This is a genomic window from Anabaenopsis sp. NIES-4685, assembly GCF_059725405.1.
This window is the reverse complement of sequence record NZ_AP043602.1, coordinates 1,449,261-1,467,923: the sequence shown is the minus strand read 5'-3', so window position 1 is coordinate 1,467,923 and position 18,663 is coordinate 1,449,261. Positions and strand designations below refer to the sequence as shown.

Below are 18,663 nucleotides of genomic sequence, written 5' to 3'. Positions count from 1 at the left end.
CCTCCCCTTGATCAGGAGAGGGTGAGGGTGGGGTGATTATTCAGTTCGGTGAAAAATCTGCTAATCTTCTAAGTCCATGCTGGCATCATCTTCATCATGATCGTAGTGAATATCATCAAGCTCAATCATGTCAGAAATTTCTTCTACTGAATTCAGTCCCCGATATTCTTGAGGTTCACGCTCTATGAGTCGACCATTTGACTTCAACCATTCTAGTAAAACAAACTCATTACTAGTACGAATTACCGTGGCTCGTTGGTTACGAGGTGCTTCACTCAAGGGGCCATTAGACATAATATAAAAACCTCAATTTTTAGGATAAAAACTAGACTGGCTGGAACTGACATCATCCCATAACCTTTAGCATGGCGATTCTTAACCTCATTAAGCGTCTCGACCATCTGTGAGACAAAGACACACTCAGTTACTACATTTAGGTTAGCTACAATGGAATAATGTAGTACTAGACTAAACCTACACAATTGTATCATAGGTAAACAAGGCTGTTAAACCCAAACCAAACCCAAAACAATATGACTGCTGCGACAACAACTTCTATTGGTTTAGCCTCCCGTTTGGTAAATGGTATCCTGGCTATCAAACCTTTAGCCAGTGTAGCCAAGCATCAAGCTAGACAAATGATGATTAAACGCGCTGAAAAAATTGGCGTTCCCTGGACACAAGAAGTCAAAAGCTTACAGTCCCGTGATTGGACACCAGAACTCACAAAAGTTCACAATCCCCAGCTTGCTTACCCAGACTACTATCTCACCTCATTTCATGCTTACGACAGTGGTAATCTCAGTTGGCAAGCTGCCTTTGAAGTCAAACCCGCTGCCCATGCTGTTCATGCTAAAATCTGGCAGGATGCAGATACCCAAGGTGATGCTAAACTACGTCAAAGTTACCACGATATTCTCACAGCTTCCCTTCCCCATGCTCCTCAAGATATTCTAGATGTGGGATGTAGTGTAGGACTAAGTACCTTGGCTCTACAAGCAGTTTATCCCCAGTCTCAGATTACAGGTTTAGACCTATCGCCTTACTTTTTAGCCGTTGCTGACTACCACGCCCAACAATCTCAAGCTCACATCAATTGGCTCCATGCTCCCGCAGAATCTACTGGGTTACCAGATGCATCTTTTGACTTAGTTTCTATTTTCTTAATGTGCCACGAATTGCCCCAGTCAGCAACCCGAAATATTTTGGCAGAAATGCGCCGGGTGCTGCGTCCTGGTGGTCATTTAGGGATTATGGATATGAATCCCCAATCAGAAATATACAAGAAAATGCCCCCCTACATTTTGACCCTGCTCAAAAGTACTGAACCTTATTTAGATCAATATTTTGCTTTGGATATTGAGCAAGCTTTAGTTGATGCTGGTTTTCATGTTCCCACTATCACCAGCAACACCCCGCGTCACCGCACAATTATAGCTCAAGTCAGGTGCTGATTTGTAGATGTTGACTTCCCTCTCCCAAATGGAGAGGATGTAAACATAAATATACACCCCAAATAAACCCCCTGTGAGTTTTGACAACCTTTGTAAATTACTAGCATCAAAAACATCCGCAAGAATTTGCGCGGTGGTTACTACCAGAAGAACCACAACTTAGGTCATCCAGGATCCCAATTAGTTTATGCTGTAAATAGTGAAACTTTAAGAAATGTTGAGCTAGGTTTACAGAATAATCATGCAATGTATTGTTAATCGTCGCGCTCAGTTTTTAGCTAGTCATCGGTATTGGTTACCGGAACTGAGCGAAGCCGAGAATATGGCAAAGTTCGGTCTCTCCGCCAAATTCCCCGGTCAAGGACATAACTATGTGGTTTTTATCTCCATGTCCGGTGAACTGGATGAGTATGGTATGGTGTTGAACTTATCTGATGTCAAACACATCATCAAAAGAGAAGCTACTGGACAGCTAGATTTTTCTTACCTTAATGAGGTGTGGCCAGAATTTCAGCAAACTCTCCCCACTACCGAAAATATTGCTCACGTGATTTGGCAACGTTTAGCACCCCATTTACCCTTAGTCCGTGTCCAGTTGCTTGAACATTCGCAACTTTGGGCAGATTATACAGGAGAGGGAAAAAAAGTGGCCTTGACTGTCAGGAGTCATTTTAGCGCGGCCCATCGTTTAGCACCTAACCTCAGTGCCGAGAAATATGGTAAGTGTACCCGTACCCACGGACACAACTATCATCTAGAAGTTACAGTAGAAGGCGAAATAGACCCACGCACTGGGATGATTGTAGATTTAGCTGCTGTTAATAGAGTAGTAGAAGATTATGTACTTGAGTTGTTAGATCACTCTTGCTTAAATGAAGATATTCCCTATTTTGCGGAATCGGAAATAGTTCCCACTACAGAGAATATTGCACTTTACATTAGTAATCTGCTCAGGTCTCCTATTCATGACTTGGGAGTTAATCTGTCTCGAGTTAAATTATTTGAAAGTCATGAGTTGTGGGTAGATTATAATATAGGTGAAACAGAAACCTCCTTGACTGTTGCCACTCATTTTAGTGCAGCCCACAGATTAGCCCATCCTAATTTGAGTTTAGAGAAAAACCTAGAAATTTACGGTAAATGCGGTAGGGTAAATGGACACGGACATAATTATCATTTAGAAGTTACCCTGAAAGGAGAAATTGACCCCCGCACAGGTATGGTGGTTGATTTAGGTGCTTTAAACCGGGTCATTGCTGATTATGTCTTAGAACCATTTGATCATGGTTTCTTAAATAAGGACGTTCCTTATTTTGCCGAAGTTGTCCCCACCGCTGAAAATATCGCCCTACATATCACTAACTTACTGCGATCGCCCGTTGAAGAACTAGGTGCTCGACTGCACAAAATCAAACTAACTGAAAGTCCCAATAACTCCTGTGAAATTTACTGCACACAGTCAGATACAAATACTGTCAACGCGGTAAAATCTGAACCAGTTTTAGTTTAAACCTCAACCGGGACTACAACCCCTCCCTTCCAGAGGCTATCCATTACCCACATCTTTCTTAACATTGCTGGAAGGCAAACACAATAAAGGTTGTAGAGATGTGCATAGTGGGGAGGATTGACAAAAAAGAATAAGTATGGACATTGAGAAAACCCAACAGGTGATTGAGTTTTTGAATACAGGGGCGAGGGGCTACCCCTCCGCCATAGGCGATCGCTAAATATCAAGATGAGATGGGGAATCGGAGTGAAGTAATTGCCAAGTAGCAGCAATATCGTGTAAGCGTCGTAGCCCACGCCAAATGGTTTTCACACCCGGTTCACCATCACCTTTGCGACCCAAAAAACCACCAAGAGTGGCAATCATTCGCACAGCATCATGCAAAGAAGGTGGCTGGTCTGGAGGAATAGGATTTTTGTTGATAGTGGCACATAAGGACTGCCATTCACTGTTTTCCAAAACAACATCACAAGGTAAATCAGGATGAACTCGTGCTTGATAAGTAAGCCATAACAATCGCCAAGCGACAATAGTATAAGTGGCTAGTGCCATGTGAATTCGGTCAGCAGTTTCCAGTTGTAATTTCTCGATGCCACAGCCACTTTTTAATGTGTAATGATAACGTTCTATCAACCAACGGTAAGTGTACCATTGAACACAACATGCAGCATCTTCTAGACTGTTAATTTCTAAGCTAGTAATTAATAACCAACTAATGGGATTTGTTCCTGGAGGTGGATTTTCCTCTTCTGCCAAAATTACTTGTAACCTGACAGGTTTTAGCTGTAAACGTCCAATATGGTGTAATGGTACTTGAATATCAAAACTCGTGAACCTAATTGTCAGTCTCGCCTGTCTGGAACTATGTTCTGGAGACCGTTTGACTTCTACAGTCACTGTTCCAGATGCTTCGATTTGACGAATGGCAAGATGTAGATATTTGCCACAATGGTCTACTTTACGATTATGAGTCCCACGAATTAGTAAGTGTGATTTTTCTCGACGTTGCTGGCTAAAAAGGTCAAATATATCCGCTTCTGAGTCACATATTGTTATTACTTCAATTTCTGAGGGAATCAAATTTTGTGTAGTCTGCAACCCATCCAACCAACGTTGACTTTCTTTTTCTTTTGTCTCTCGTTGACGACGTTTTTTAGCAATACCTAAATTCTCTTGTTCTCTTGCCCATACTTGCTGCTCAATAATTCCTAACGGTACTCCATTACTTGTGGCTGCAAGTGTTGAATGTACTTTTAATCCTGATGATTTTCTGTGGTCAAGATAACCTACTCCTTTTGTGGCTGGGTGCGATGTCAAATCTATGTTTGTTGTATCTTGTATTGCCAATACTATCTCATGTTTTTTGATTCTTTCTATGGTGCTGGATGTGTGGACAGCACGAATATCACTTGCTTGAAAATGTGGTGATTTCCAAAAATTATATGCCGCCTTTGTTGCTGCTATATTTCCACAAGCAAGTGGTACACTACTATCTGGTTGTGCTGCTAAATCTTCTACTATCCTGATTAACCGCTTGTTTCGACGTGCATCCCCTAAGTTTACCTGTGCCAATTCTTTCGCTGCCCACTTTTCCATGATGCCATTACCCACTCTCCTCTTTCAAAACTATAGCCATCAAGGCTTTCACTGTGATGTTAAGTCTTTTGTTTAATTGTTAAGAAAAATGTGGGTAATGCATAGCTTCCAGAGGGGAGGGGGTCAGGGGGTGGGGTATTTATTTCCCTCTCCCCTCCAGAGTGTACAAAAACTGCTGATAAATTATAATGACAACCTAAGTTTACTGCTTCTGGAAGGAATTAAACAGTCTAGTCTCAGCATTTCTTTATCAACTTTTTTACTGATAACATAAGCTTTAATTATTACTATCTCTTCAGCAATCTTTGACGCATCCCCACAGCAAAACTATTCACCTCTGGTATTTTCAAACATGAGGCAATGATAGCAAAAACCAAGATACCCACTAAACCCGATACACATAACTGTAACAGTTGAATAATTAACCCCTGTGTACCCAACAACTGCTGTAAACTCACTAAAGTACCAAAACTAGCAACACCAGCCGCAACACTACCCGCAGTTAAACCCAAAATTGGTATACTCCACTCACGCCAAGGTAAACCATTGAGTTTACGGTCAAGTAACCATAATAGCATTACTACAGAACTAAAGTTTACACCTACGGTTGCTAAAACAATCCCAGTCGCCCCAAAAGGTTTAACCAAAATCCCATCAAGTACAGCGTTAAGGAAGATGTTAAAAGTACTAATCCTAAAAGGTGTCTGTCCATCTCCGAGAGCATAAAATACCCGTACCAATACATCCCGCCCTAAATATACAAACATCCCCACACCATAGGCAATCAGCAGGGATGAAACCAGCTGTGTGGCTTGTTGTTGGAAAGCACCCCGTTGATAAATTATCTCTACGATGGGGACAGATAACACCACCATTAACGCTCCTAATGGTAACATCGTGACGGCGGTGAGTAAAATTCCTTGGCGAATGCGTAACTTTAGGTCTGGCCAATGTTCGGGAGCCGCTAACTTAGCAAACATTGGTAATAAAGGTAACAAAATAATATTAGAGATAATACCCAGGGGAGTTTGCACTAGGAGATTGGCATAGTTAAACCCAGCCGCCGCACCGGGTATGGGACTAGCAAAGTAAAGGTCTGTGACGACGTTAATCGGCATCATCCCGGAGGAAATTGTAGCTGGTGTCATAATTTTGATCACCTCTTGTACTCCAGGGGATTTAAAATCAAACCGCAGGCGCAATGTACCTAGTCCTAAGCGCCACTGGACAATTAACTGGGCTAACCATTGGAGAATTGCGCCCCCTAGGGTTCCCCAAGCTAAGACCATACCACCGATGAAGGCGTATTCTGGTTTAATAATATCTTCACCTAGTTGCCCGGTTAAGATGGCAATGCCGGCAATCACAGTTACACTAGATAATAGGGGACTGATGGAAAGTAACCAATATTGATTGGCGGCGTTGAGGGTACCAAAACCAATACCTATTAAACCCGCAAATAAGGCCATGGGTGCCATAATGCGGATCTGTTGAATGGCGATCGCCCTGGTAGTCGATTCTAAGCCATAACCAACAATATCAATGATGGTATCAGCAAAGAAAATCTGAGCCAAGGTCACCAGTAGGAGTAATCCACCTACCAGAGTTGTTACCGTTTCTACCAGGGGGGCGCTTTCCGAGCGTGAGCGCTTGGCTAGAACACTGACAACCGCACTGTGTAATGGTCGATTCACCCCACCCAGTAAGATTAAGAGAAAACCCGGAATAATATAAGCGTAACTATAAGCAGTAACCGCAGCCCCAACACCAAAAGCCGCGGCGATCGCCTGCTGTCGCACTAAACCAAAGACTTTACTAATTAATGTAGCCGCCGCTACTATCCCCGCAATTCCCGCCAAGGAACGAGGGGGTTTCTGGTCTTCTTGAGTCACTTACTATACCTGACAACTATTACCGACATCCTAAACTATCCCGTGTCGCCACCCCTGTAACCGGATTGATACCCTGAGCGCGATCGCACATTAAAGAAACTTGATACCGGTCTATCAAAGCATCTGTAAAATCAGCACCAGTGATGTCCGCATCAAAAAACCGACTCCGGGTCATAGTTGCTTCTGTAAAAATAGCATTCTTTAAATTTGCCCCATCCATAGTCACCCGGTCAACTAAAGCCCCTGTGAGATTTGCACCCTCCAAATTAGCATTTAACAACACCCCCTTAGTCAGAATCGCATTGCTTAAATTAGCCCCTTGGAAATTTGCGCCCCGCATTTCCGCCGCCACAAAAGTCACCCCAGATAAATCAATGTTAGAAAAATCACTATCTTGGAGACTAGCATTACTATAGTTGATTGTGCTAATTTGAGCCAAAACTGGTTGAGGATTAATTAGCACCCATAACCAAGTCAAAACCACAATTACCAGCCAACTAAATAATTTAAGTAAAAACTTTTGCATAACTCTAAAAACTTTGTTGATGATCATTAGCCAATAGTTTAGTAGACTATGATCCCCAGAGGGAACCCAAAATCAAATCATGACTAATGACTAATGACCAGTGACTATTTCCAATCTTGACCAATACGAATTGTAATATCCGATTCTAAATCCCCAATTGCCGAAACATTAATCTTACCCAGGCCAATAATGTCATAAAGCTCAACTCCCGTGGTTCGGTTTCCTCTGTGAACAATAATCTGAGTCTGTCTGTGGGGGTCAGGCCAATCCGACACAGCATGAACATTTGTAAAACCTTTTTGTTTGAGATAGTCAATAACCTTTTCAGTCATCTGAGGTTGATTGGAAGAATTTTGAATAGCAATTCTCAGGTCTTGGACTGGACGTACATCAGCGTCAACATCAGGTACATCTACCCCCACATAATTACTCAATAGAGTCTGCTGTTTATTAAGATTCAGCCAATAACTATTGGGGTCTTGACTAAAGCGGCTGAAATTACCGGGTAGAATGGTCATTTGTAAATTATCATCTTCCAGGTTCACCGAATAATTTACCAAGGCCATCATTTCTTCTATTTTGAGATTGGTGTCAAAATATTTCCGCATCAGACGGGTTAAATGAGGTAATCTCGGTAACACAGTCGGACTATTGACCTGTTGCAGTAAGGCTTTAATTAGCACTTGCTGTCGTTGTACTCTAGGTAAGTCCCCTAATCCTGGTTCGCGGTATCGAGCAAATTTTTCTGCTTGTTCACCGTTGAGGGTTTGCCAACCACTGGGTAAATTAATGGATTGATGACTAGAATCTTGATATTGCATACCTTGAGGTACAAAAACATCAACCCCACCCAATTGATCAACTAACTGCCTCAGTCCACTAGTGGAAATACGGATATACCTATGTATAGGAGCATTATTTAAAGTCCGGCTAACTACCCGTGCTGCTAAAACAGGCCCCCCTTGAGCATTAGCTTCAGACACCTTAGTTAAACCTCTTTCTGGGATAGCAATCATGGTATCCCTGGGAATTGACAACACCCGCATAGTTTTATTACTAGGGTTGAGTCTGACCAGCAACATGGTATCACTGGTTCCTGTAAAACTTTCCGGAGAGCCATCAATACTACCTGGCACCGGATCAACTCCCATAATCAAAATATTCATCGGTCGTGACAGCTTATACTGGGAAATTTTGCCCCATAATTCCCCAGGTAAGGGTATTCTCTGATCATCTTCACCAGAAAATCCCAATTCTTCATCTGTTCGGTCAAGATTACTCCATAATGGAGTCCACAGCGCCAAAGTCGATACTAACAGACCTGAAAAAACGATCCCCACCACTGTGGTCAATGTCCACAGTAGCCATCGAGGTACACTCAAGCCTAACCTCTGGTAAATATCCTTGGGAATTAGACCCACAGACTCAACAACACTCGGGGAAATAGTTCCTGGTTCATGGGGCACTATTTCCAGTTCGGATGGTGATATCTGTTGAATTCCCAGATCATTTTCTCCCCATGATACCTGTTGAGTTCTTTCCTGTACTTCAAACTCTGGTAATTCTTGAAAGGTCACCTGATTTTCTAACCATTGAAATTGTTTAATCACACATTATCTCCCCAATCAACCACTACCTTAAGGTCTGTTAATCGCATCCACAAATCCTGTCAGGCCAAAAGCTCACTGTACACTGATAATGATCTGACCTGAGTGTGTAGACAACATGAGTAATTCACTCTTCCCTGTAATTCTGGCCGGTGGCAAAGGTGAGCGTTTTTGGCCCCTCAGTCGCCAAAACCGACCTAAGCAATTTTTAAGCCTTGATGGTAGCTCTAGAAGTCTGTTACAAGCAACCGCCGATAGGTTATTAGCCTTCACCAATGGTTGGAATGACCTCTGGGTCATTACTTCTAGTCAGATAGCCGCAGGTGTCAGACAACAACTACCCCAACTGCCATCTGAAAATTTACTCATTGAGTCCGAGGGACGAGATACAGCCGCTGCAGTTGCCTGGGCAAGTTTAGAAATTAAGCAGCGTTACGGAGAAGATGCTATCATCGGCTTTTTTCCCTCTGACCACTGGATAGCTGACCAAGAAGCATTTGTACATACCTTAATGGCTGCTACCGAGCTAGCGGCCAGCACAGAGGCCATTGTCACTCTGGGGATCAAGCCTACTTTCCCATCAACTGGTTACGGCTATATTGAACAAGGCGAAAATATTGGTAGATTTAATGATTTGCCAGCCTATCACGTCAGCCGCTTTACTGAAAAGCCTAACCGTGAAACAGCAGAAACTTTTCTATCTACGGGGCGTTTTAGCTGGAATAGCGGAATGTTCGTATTTCGGGCTGGGGTGGTTCTCAAGGAACTTTATACCCATGCGCCAGAAATTATCGAACCATTAGAACAACAAGGCCCTGATGTATATCCTCAGTTGCTTAAACAGAGTATAGACTATGCTCTGATGGAAAAAACAAATTTAGCATATGTCTTACCAGTTGAATTTGGTTGGGATGACTTGGGAGATTGGAATGCACTCGATCGCCTACTGAAAAAACCTGAGAATCCGAATGTAGAACTAGCTACCCATGTGGGATTGGATACCCATGGTGCTATTGTTTATGCTACCAATTCAGAGGATGTAATTGTTACTATTGGTCTAGAGGATGTTGTGATTGTGCGCGATCGCAATGTAACTCTTGTAGTCAATAAAGAGCGCACTCAAGAAATTAAACAGATTCTCAAAACCCTTGCAGATGATCCCCGATTTACTGAACTGCTATAAATCCTAGAGTCTGAGAGTTATAACCCCGATCAGAGGCTGAGGATTGGTTGCATTCATTATAACTGATATGTGTGTTGGCAGGACTTAGGGAGCAGGGAATAGTACCGCCCCGGTCAAGAGAGTTTGATTTTCTGCCTAGTTACACCGCTGCTGTACCAGATTACTCCCTACTCCCCCTGTTTCCCCTCATCCCCCTATTTCCCCACAATGTTCCTCACTCAAACTGTTCCCCGTCAAAGAGAAATTATCGAGGTAGTCCTCCGCAATGGTTGGGACTATATGCGAAGACTACTCACCGGTGGTAAAGCTGATGAACCTCAACTACCCACACCGGCAGTTTTAAAGAATATCCTGGTGGATTTGGGTCCAGTTTATGTTAAACTGGGTCAGCTACTTTCCACCCGTCCAGACTTACTCAGCGCCGCCTACATTGAAGAGCTTTCCACTCTCCAAGACGAAGTACCCCCAGTTCCTTGGTCAGACATAGAAGTATTAATTCGTCAGCAGCTAAAACACCCACTGGAAGAAACATTCAGCATAGTTAATCATGTCCCTGTAGCGGCCGGATCAATCGCTCAGACTCATCGAGCTACATTAGTAGATGGTCGAGAAGTTGCTCTCAAGGTACAACGTCCGGGAATCGATCTCACTGTAGCTCAAGATATCGTTTTAATTCAAGGTATTGCTGATTTAGTAGCGCGCACAGAGTTTGGGCAAACTTACGAAATCAAAGCGATCGCTGCTGAATTTACCAAAGCTTTAGAAGACGAGTTAGATTTTACACTGGAAGCAGGTTTTACAGACCAGCTGCGAGGTAATTTAGCCCGTAGTCGCTGGTTTGATCCCACACAACTGGTAGTTGCGGAAATCTTCTGGGAATTGACTACCCAGAAGTTATTGGTCATGGAATGGCTCGATGGTGTACCTTTACTTTCCGCGAATTTAAATCGGTTCCCGGAAAATGGTAACGATGCTCACACACAACGCCGGGACATTACTACCCTGCTATTTCGGGCTTTTTTCCAGCAAATATACATTGATGGCTTCTTCCATGCTGACCCCCATCCTGGAAACTTATTTTATCTCGCAGATGGTCGCATTGCGCTTTTAGACTGTGGAATGGTGGGCAGACTTGATCCCCGCACCCAGCAGATCCTCACAGAAATGCTTTTAGCCATCATTGATTTAGATGCGGGTCGATGCGCCCAGTTAACTTTACACTTAGCAGATTCTTCTGGTCCGGTGATTTTGTCCCGGTTAGAAAATGATTATGATCGCATGTTGCGGAAGTATCATCATGTCAGCTTGAGTGATATGAATTTCAGTCACATAATTTATGAAATTCTGCAACTGGCCCGTCAAAATAAAATTCGCTTACCCAGCAATATGGGCTTATATGCCAAAACCCTGGCTAACTTAGAAGGGGTAGCTCGTGGATTCAACCCACAGGTAAATTTATTTGACGAAATACAGCCATTAATTACAGACTTGTTTCGACGACAACTACTAGGGAGTAATCCACTACCATCACTCTTAAGAACTGCCCTAGATATTAAGAGTCTATCATTACAATCTCCCCGGCAAATTGAACTATTATTAGAGCGAGTTACTTCGGAAACCTTACAGTGGAATCTCTCACTGCGTGGTTTAGATGGTATGCGGCGCACTCTGGATGACGCAGCTAACAGATTATCTTTTAGTATTTTAGTAGGTTCTCTGATTATGGGAGCCGCTATTATTTCCACCAAAGCCCAAACTACTCAACTGTCATTTTTAAGTAGTGTTCTGTTTGCTGCTGCTAGTTTATTAGGTTTGTGGCTAGTTATTAGTATTTTACGCTCTGGGCGTTTAAAGTAACTGTTGAAAAAAACCTCCTAAAATCTACTGATGTCAAAATGGGTCATATTTCTTGTATTTATAAGGGATAATTTGGGATCTCACCGCTACAGGAAAATGCTATATGTCAATTATTACTGTTGAAAATCTCTGTAAATTTTACCCAGTGGCGGTTAAGCAGCCGGGCATAAAAGGCACGCTCACCCACTTTTTCCGGCGCACTTACCGCTCTATTAAAGCAGTAGAGGATGTTTCCTTTGAAATTTCCCCCGGTGAGGTGGTGGGTTTTTTGGGACCCAATGGTGCTGGTAAAACTACGACCCTGAAAATGCTCACAGGGCTGATTCATCCTTCTGGGGGTACAGTTAGAGTGGCGGGATACGTGCCATTTTTGCGCCAAGAACGATTTCTGCAAAAAATTACCTTGGTCATGGGTCAAAAACAGCAGTTACTCTGGGACTTACCAGCCCTAGATTCTTTAAAAATCAACGCTGCTGTTTACAACATCTCAAATCAAGAATTTCACAGACGGGTCGGGGAATTCACACAGATGTTGAATCTAGAAGGAAAGCTGACCCAACCAGTGCGGAAATTATCTTTAGGTGAACGGATGAAAGCCGAACTGTTAGCAGCACTGTTGCATCATCCTCATGTATTGTTTCTCGATGAACCGACACTGGGACTAGATGTAAATGCTCAGGTGGCGGTACGGGATTTTTTACGGGAGTATAATCGCCGTTATCAAGCTACTGTGTTATTAACTAGTCATTACATGGCTGATATTACTGCTTTATGTCAGCGGGTACTATTGATTCACCAAGGAAAGCTGATGTATGACGGTAGTTTAGATGGATTGGTGGCAAATTTCGCACCTTACCGCGAAATCCACATTGAGTTAACCGAGCCGCTACCTAGAGAAAAACTCATGTTCTACGGTGATGTCCAGTCCCTAGAGGGGCGTGCTGTGAGCTTTATCGTACCACGAGAAACCCTGACCAGTACAGTATCTCAAATTCTGGCAGATTTAGAAGTCATTGATTTAACAGTGACTGAGCCGCCAATAGAAGAGGTGATTGGTAGAGTTTTTGAGGCGGGAGTGGTGTAATTTCAGTGAAAAAAATTCTTAGGAAAATCTTGACTTTGCTGTCTGTTTACTACGCCTATATGGTGGAGTATCGGGCGGAATTGATTTTATGGGTTTTGGCTGGCGCTTTACCTATTATCTTGATGGGTGTCTGGATACAGGCGGCCCAAGGTGGGGAGTTTGCTCTGACACCTGCAGATTTTGCCCGCTACTTTATCACGGTTTTTTTTGTGCGACAAGTTACTGTTGTCTGGGTAATTTGGGAGTTTGAAAAGGAGATAGTGGAGGGTAAGCTATCATCCCGCTTATTGCAACCCCTAGATCCAGTCTGGCGCCATGTCGCTGCTCATCTCTCCGAAAGGGTGGCTCGTCTACCTTTTGCACTACTACTAGTTTTTTTGTTTTTTACCCTCTATCCTCAAGCTGTTTGGTTACCTAGTTGGTGGCAATTATTACTCTTTTCTATTGCATGTATACTCAGTTTTATTTTACGGTTTGTGATTCAGTATACTTTTGCTATGTTCGCATTTTGGACAGAACGCGCTAGTGCTTTGGAAAACTTCTGGTTTCTATTTTATTTATTTTTGTCGGGCTTAATTGCACCTTTGGATGTTTTTCCCGAAACGGTGCGCACGGTGGTTATGTTTACGCCTTTCCCTTATTTGATTCATTTCCCAGTCAGTCTTTTGGTGGGGTTACCTGTTGATGTTGCTGGGGGATTTTTAGCCATTTTAGCCTGGATATTCATATTTTTCGCGGTAAATCGCCTGCTGTGGCTTGGGGGACTAAAACGTTATTCTGGTATGGGTGCCTAAAATAACGTCACACCTTACTAACCAAAGGTCAGGTTTTTGGCAAATGTCAAAGGTGAGTGGTGTCAAAACACACATTTATATGTTATTTAATTTATATTTATCAGGTGTGTTTTTATGTCTATCAAGATTCTCATTGGCATTGTTATACTGTTGGCGATCGCATTTTTGAGTCTGATCATCCTCAAAATCAGAACTAATCGCCAGGTCAATCAAATGTGGCGATTGTGTTCCCTGTGTTCTTCACAAGCCTCCCCGACACAGGAATACTTCAGTGAAGAGATGATTACCGGATTACCCCCCACTGTACAGCGTTACTTTCTACACGCTATTGCTCCAGGGACACCCTTAGCTCATGCTAATCAATTAAAGATGCAGGGGCGGTTTAGATTGGGACGGGATAAATCTTGGCTTTCCATGCGTTGTCAAGAACTCATCACCTCACAAGGATTTGTGTGGAAAGCCATCATCGGTGGTAAATTATTAAAGCTTGATGGTGCTGATTATTACATGATTAATGGTTTAGGGCGAGTGCAATTTGGACTCTGGGGATTAATCCCAATTATCAACGTACATGATCACAATACTCTTCGTTCTAGCATTGGGCGCTTAGTACAGGAATTTGTCTGGTTACCATCCGCCTTGTTACCCCAGCAGGGCGTAGAGTGGCGAGAAATTTCTGATGACACCATTGAAGCCAGACTGAAGATAAATGATGAACCCGTCACCCTCACCCTAGTCATTGATACTGATGGCAAAGTTTTAGAAATTTCTTCACCCCGTTGGGGAAATCATACAAACAATCGCAAATGGCGCTATATTCCCTTTGGCGGTAAATGTCACGCAGATCAAACTTTTGGTGGTTTTACCATTCCTTCTCAGGTCAATGTCGGTTGGTGGTTTGGTACAGAACGTTACTTTGACTTTTTTAAATGCACAATTAAACAGGCTAAATTTCAATCTTAGTCAGTTGGTGGTTGACGGAATTCCGACCAGGATGTTATGACTATAGACCCCCTGGAGCATGGTGGCTGATGCTACAGGAAATTGAAAACCAGATGAGGACACAGACCTATGTGTGTTGATCTGTGTCCATCTCTGGTGGAAATTAACCCGACATCATTCCCACTCTATAGTTCCAGGGGGCTTAGAAGTAATATCATAAACCACACGGTTAACCCCCTTCACCTCATTAACAATGCGATTAGAAATTTCTTCCAAGACATCGTAAGGTATCCGCGCCCAGTCAGCCGTCATACCATCTTCACTCGTGACAATACGCAGAACAATAGGATAAGCATAAGTGCGTTTATCCCCCATTACGCCTACACTGCGAATTGGTAGTAACACAGCAAATGCTTGCCAAACATCATGGTATAAACCACGCTTGTTAATTTCTTGACGCACAACCAAATCAGCATCGCGGAGAATATTCAACCGTTCGGGGGTGACTTCCCCTAAAATGCGAATTGCTAAACCCGGACCGGGGAAAGGTTGGCGTTGTACAATTTCTTCTGGTAAGCCAATGGAACGCCCAACTTTACGGACTTCATCTTTAAACAGTTTCCGCAATGGTTCCACCAGTTTAAACCGCAGGTCCTTGGGTAAACCACCAACGTTGTGATGACTCTTAATTTTTACTGCTACTCGTTCCCCTGTTTGGGGGTCTACGTTAGTATCAGCGGACTCGATCACATCTGGATACAGAGTACCCTGGGCTAAATAGTCAAAATGTCCCAGGCGTTTAGATGTTTCTTCAAATACCTGGATAAACTCATGTCCAATACGCCGGCGCTTTTCTTCTGGGTCTGTTACCCCGGCAATCATCGACAAAAAGCGCTCGCGAGCACTAACATATTCTACAGGAATATGAAACTGTTCTTTAAATAGTTTGAGTAACCGTTCCGGCTCCAACTTACGCATAAAGCCTTGGTCAATAAACACACAGGTCAATTGTTCCCCAATAGCTTTATACAACAAAAAGGCCAGGGTAGAAGAATCCACACCCCCAGACAAGGCTAACAGTACCCGCTTATCACCTACTCTGGCGCGAATTTCCCGAATTGCTTCTTCTACAAAAGCCTCCGTAGTCCATGTGGGTTCGCAATCGCAGATATGATAAACAAAGTTACGAATTAATGCCAGTCCCCCCAGAGAATGTACTACTTCCGGATGGAACTGGACACCATAAAGTTTTCTTTTGTGGTCAGCAATGGCGGCACAGGGTGTATTATCTGTGTGTGCCAACACTTCAAACCCTGGTGGCATTTTGGTCACTGAATCTCCGTGACTCATCCACATGGTGGTACCATCTTCCACATTAGTCAGTAAGTCTGTGGGGTCATCTATATATAGTGATGCTTTACCATACTCTCCTCGCTCTGCTTTAGCCACTTCCCCATGGAGTTGGTTAACCATCAACTGCATACCATAGCAGACACCCAGGACAGGAATACCTAAATTCCAGATTTCTTGGTCGCAATGGGGGGCGTGTTCCACATAAACTGATCCCGTTGACCAGAGAGAATGATCCCCTTGGGATTTAATTTGCGTAATTGTTCGGATGTTGTGCGATAAGATAGAACTTCAGAGTATACTTGAGTCTCGCGGATTCTGCGCGCAATCAGTTCAGAATATTGGGAGCCGAAGTCGAGAATTACAATCATTTGACGATCTAGCCCCCCCAAATTGTCTATTTGAGGTGCTGGTTCGGTTGGTAGAGTCACCGATGTATTCATGGGGAGTTGTAAATGTAAGGTAAACAGTCGCTCTATAGCCTAAGTGAAAACCATTCATTCCCTGCTGATGCTGGTAAATGGTTGAGTTGATCCCCAACAAACGCAAGGTTAAATGCGCTTGCTAGACAATGTTGATGGCATAGTTTTAAAAGAATAACTGATCCAAGGATGGATACTGAAAAAAATATTTATGGGGATTATTTATGATTATTCATATTAAACTAACACAATTTTTCCATTAACATGCAACCGATTTTGCTCTTGATGAGAATTTGCCGATCGCGATCAAACAGAACCGAGCCGCACAGTGTTGGTGCTGCGCCTCTGGTACTATGACTTTGAATGTATGCTTGGGAACGAGTATCAATAGCTTGAGCGATCGCAGTATAAACTTGATTAACCCAATCACTACCCGTCACAGTATCCAAGGTTCTTAAGTATTTTAATGCAGCCTCAGCCGTAGGACTTTCAAAAACAGACTGTATATTGTGGGAATTTAAACCCACCAAGGCACAATGGGCGGCTAAAATTTCCCGACGGCCATCAGACCAACTGGTGATGAGTATGAAAAATCCCCCCAGCCAATTTCATCAGTTTTCCGTGATAACCAAATAACAAGATTTCCTTCACACCCAGTACATCTGCTGCTACTAACATTGGCCCCAACCAGTTAGCAGTTTTTACCATTTGTTCAGGATTGATTCCCAGTTGACGCGCCAAATCTAGACCATTTTCGCCGATGCAAAATACCAAATTTTCAAACCGACTGGCTTTATGTTCTAACTCAGTGCGGAAAGCTGTTAATTGCTCTGGTGTGCTTAAAGGTTGAGAAATACCAGTTGTCCCCAACAGCGAAAGACCTTCCACCACACCAAAAGCAGGATTAGAAGTGCGCACAGCCAGCGATCGCCCGAATGGTAGAATAATATTGACAGTGATTTTCTCATCAGCTGCTAGCATCCGCCGGAGATTTTCTTGTAGCAACCTGTGAGCATAAGCATAAATCGCCGGCTGATAGTCCGCATTTAGCTGTTTACCAATTCCTTCCCCACCTTGAATAATTACAGGCTCCCCATCGCCCACACGCCATTGCACCAGGGCCCAAATTGGTGTATTTCTGGTTAAATCCAGATTATCACCTGGTTCGCTGCGGGTAATTGCCAAAGCCATATGATCAGATAGACCTGCTACCTGTTCAATGGGTATTTCTGCCATTTCTGCGGGTGAAATCAAGTCCACCGACACAGATGTTACAGCTTGGTCATGGCGTAACCAGTGTAAAGCCGCCATAGCAGAAGCACAGGCAAAAACCGGGAGAGTGTATCCAGAAACAGACATGATGATTAAATGATTATTACACACCAACTGCTGACAGTAGATCTTCCATAGCTTCCCCAGAAAGTCCTTTTTGGATATAATTGGGAGCTTCAGGATTGTAAGGGCTTTGGATGCGGTCAATATTCAAAATTACCGCCTCCTCCGGGATAACTTGTACATCCGGGTCAAATGCAGTTGGGCGCATCAAGGAACTAGAGAAACCTTTAAAAATAGCAACTTGATCTTGATAATTGGCGATTTCCAATGTTACCAGCAGAACTTCTTGGGGGCGTTTGGTGGTGTATTGTTCCAAGCGTTTACCAATGCAATTATTCATCTCAACTAGTGTTGTACTGCTGAACGTCCTTGTTTTCCTAGCTTCACAAGTACAAAGTAGGTTAAGTACACTACATAGATTACTAAACTCAGTATAGCCAAAAAACCTAGAAACACAGGTGTGCTATTCTCATGGAAATATTGTTTAAACAGTAAGGGCGCTTCCAACCAAACTTGACAATAGGGAGTTTTGATAGCAGTTTCCGAGACAGCACACCCTAAAAAAGGCACAAGAGCAATTGCACCCAAAATAGAATAAATAGTCACACCCCAGCGCCAAGAGGTAAAAATCAGTTTTAAAGGGCTACTTTGCTGGTAATCGATTTCATCATTAAGGTCTAGCCAAAACCACAGAGAAATAGGAATGAGAATCCGCCCGATGAACCCAGATATAAAGCTGATTGGGTACTGACCAATCATTAAATAGACGGTGATGGCTAATAGACTGGATACCCGCCAGTAAATGGTCAAGAGGTGCTGTATTGCTTCGGCTTTTTGTACAAATGCCCAAATTAGTAGAATTACAGGAATAAATACTAAAAATAATAATGCCAGTCGATAGTCAACCCAGACATACTGGCGAAACCAAACTTCATTCATAATTTTTTCTGAGGTTAGCAATAATAAATTTCAATCAATTATTCACCGGATACGTTTAATTTCTAGTTAAAAAAAACAAGCAACTGGGAGAAGTTAAAGTTTAATATCTTGCATCAGCCCAAAGCATCATCGGCACAGTTAAGGAACTTGCGCCGGATTTATGAACTAGCAA

14 protein-coding genes and 3 pseudogenes are annotated in these 18,663 nt (G+C 43.0%); 8 read left to right on the top strand and 9 right to left on the bottom strand.

Features of this window, described 5'->3' with window-relative positions:
• Positions 1-60: 60 nt before the first annotated feature.
• Positions 61-294, bottom strand: a complete 234-nt coding sequence (locus AC6IZ0_RS06410; RefSeq protein WP_271732768.1) for a DUF3134 domain-containing protein — start codon at positions 292-294, stop codon at positions 61-63.
• Between the two features lie 239 nt (positions 295-533).
• Between AC6IZ0_RS06410 and AC6IZ0_RS06405 the strand changes: the two genes are divergently transcribed.
• The 3 genes and pseudogenes from AC6IZ0_RS06405 to AC6IZ0_RS06395 all read left to right on the top strand — a co-directional run bounded on the left by AC6IZ0_RS06405 (position 534) and on the right by AC6IZ0_RS06395 (position 2,964).
• On the top strand, positions 534-1,454 hold the full coding sequence (locus tag AC6IZ0_RS06405) for a class I SAM-dependent methyltransferase (RefSeq protein WP_271732767.1): 921 nt from the start codon (positions 534-536) through the stop codon (positions 1,452-1,454).
• 241 nt (positions 1,455-1,695) lie between these two features.
• Positions 1,696-2,508: pseudogene (locus tag AC6IZ0_RS06400) on the top strand (6-pyruvoyl trahydropterin synthase family protein); the annotation flags it as partial.
• Positions 2,509-2,964, top strand: a complete 456-nt coding sequence (locus tag AC6IZ0_RS06395) for a 6-carboxytetrahydropterin synthase (RefSeq protein ID WP_425332608.1) — start codon at positions 2,509-2,511, stop codon at positions 2,962-2,964.
• A gap of 216 nt (positions 2,965-3,180) precedes the next feature.
• Here the strand turns inward: AC6IZ0_RS06395 and AC6IZ0_RS06390 are convergent, their stop codons facing one another.
• The 4 genes from AC6IZ0_RS06390 to AC6IZ0_RS06375 all read right to left on the bottom strand — a co-directional run bounded on the left by AC6IZ0_RS06390 (position 3,181) and on the right by AC6IZ0_RS06375 (position 8,588).
• Positions 3,181-4,560 carry an IS4 family transposase gene (locus AC6IZ0_RS06390; protein WP_497723110.1) on the bottom strand — a complete coding sequence of 460 codons (1,380 nt, stop codon included), beginning with the start codon at positions 4,558-4,560 and terminating at the stop codon, positions 3,181-3,183.
• A gap of 287 nt (positions 4,561-4,847) precedes the next feature.
• Positions 4,848-6,452 carry a murein biosynthesis integral membrane protein MurJ gene (gene murJ / locus AC6IZ0_RS06385; RefSeq protein WP_497725480.1) on the bottom strand — a complete coding sequence of 535 codons (1,605 nt, stop codon included), beginning with the start codon at positions 6,450-6,452 and terminating at the stop codon, positions 4,848-4,850.
• Between the two features lie 19 nt (positions 6,453-6,471).
• A complete protein-coding gene (locus tag AC6IZ0_RS06380) occupies positions 6,472-6,978 on the bottom strand; it encodes a pentapeptide repeat-containing protein (RefSeq protein ID WP_271732762.1) in 507 nt (168 codons plus the stop codon).
• A gap of 104 nt (positions 6,979-7,082) precedes the next feature.
• The gene (locus AC6IZ0_RS06375) at positions 7,083-8,588 is read right to left on the bottom strand and encodes an LCP family protein (protein WP_271732761.1); all 1,506 of its coding nucleotides are present in this window, start codon (positions 8,586-8,588) and stop codon (positions 7,083-7,085) included.
• 115 nt (positions 8,589-8,703) lie between these two features.
• Between AC6IZ0_RS06375 and AC6IZ0_RS06370 the strand changes: the two genes are divergently transcribed.
• From AC6IZ0_RS06370 to AC6IZ0_RS06350, 5 genes are all read left to right on the top strand, one after another.
• Complete coding sequence (locus tag AC6IZ0_RS06370) at positions 8,704-9,768, top strand: mannose-1-phosphate guanylyltransferase (protein ID WP_497725479.1); 1,065 nt, start codon at positions 8,704-8,706, stop codon at positions 9,766-9,768.
• A 207-nt stretch (positions 9,769-9,975) separates the two neighbouring features.
• Positions 9,976-11,625, top strand: coding sequence for an ABC1 kinase family protein (locus tag AC6IZ0_RS06365; RefSeq protein ID WP_497725478.1), 1,650 nt, complete (start codon positions 9,976-9,978; stop codon positions 11,623-11,625).
• A 103-nt stretch (positions 11,626-11,728) separates the two neighbouring features.
• On the top strand, positions 11,729-12,709 hold the full coding sequence (locus AC6IZ0_RS06360; RefSeq protein WP_497725477.1) for an ABC transporter ATP-binding protein: 981 nt from the start codon (positions 11,729-11,731) through the stop codon (positions 12,707-12,709).
• Positions 12,710-12,714: 5 nt separating this feature from the next.
• Positions 12,715-13,503, top strand: a complete 789-nt coding sequence (locus AC6IZ0_RS06355) for an ABC transporter permease (RefSeq protein WP_497725476.1) — start codon at positions 12,715-12,717, stop codon at positions 13,501-13,503.
• A 114-nt stretch (positions 13,504-13,617) separates the two neighbouring features.
• Positions 13,618-14,466, top strand: coding sequence for a DUF6920 family protein (locus AC6IZ0_RS06350; RefSeq protein WP_497725475.1), 849 nt, complete (start codon positions 13,618-13,620; stop codon positions 14,464-14,466).
• Positions 14,467-14,619: 153 nt separating this feature from the next.
• On the opposite strand, the pseudogene guaA reads toward AC6IZ0_RS06350, so the two are convergent.
• The 4 genes and pseudogenes from guaA to AC6IZ0_RS06330 all read right to left on the bottom strand — a co-directional run bounded on the left by guaA (position 14,620) and on the right by AC6IZ0_RS06330 (position 18,491).
• Positions 14,620-16,238 (bottom strand): annotated as a pseudogene (gene guaA / locus AC6IZ0_RS06345) (glutamine-hydrolyzing GMP synthase).
• A 221-nt stretch (positions 16,239-16,459) separates the two neighbouring features.
• Positions 16,460-17,576, bottom strand: a pseudogene (gene cbiD, locus AC6IZ0_RS06340) (cobalt-precorrin-5B (C(1))-methyltransferase CbiD).
• Positions 17,577-17,592: 16 nt separating this feature from the next.
• Positions 17,593-17,892 (bottom strand): DUF7734 family protein, encoded by a 300-nt coding sequence (locus AC6IZ0_RS06335; RefSeq protein ID WP_497725474.1) that lies wholly within the window; start codon positions 17,890-17,892, stop codon positions 17,593-17,595.
• A 5-nt stretch (positions 17,893-17,897) separates the two neighbouring features.
• Positions 17,898-18,491, bottom strand: coding sequence for a DUF3177 family protein (locus AC6IZ0_RS06330; RefSeq protein WP_271732745.1), 594 nt, complete (start codon positions 18,489-18,491; stop codon positions 17,898-17,900).
• Positions 18,492-18,663 lie beyond the last annotated feature (172 nt).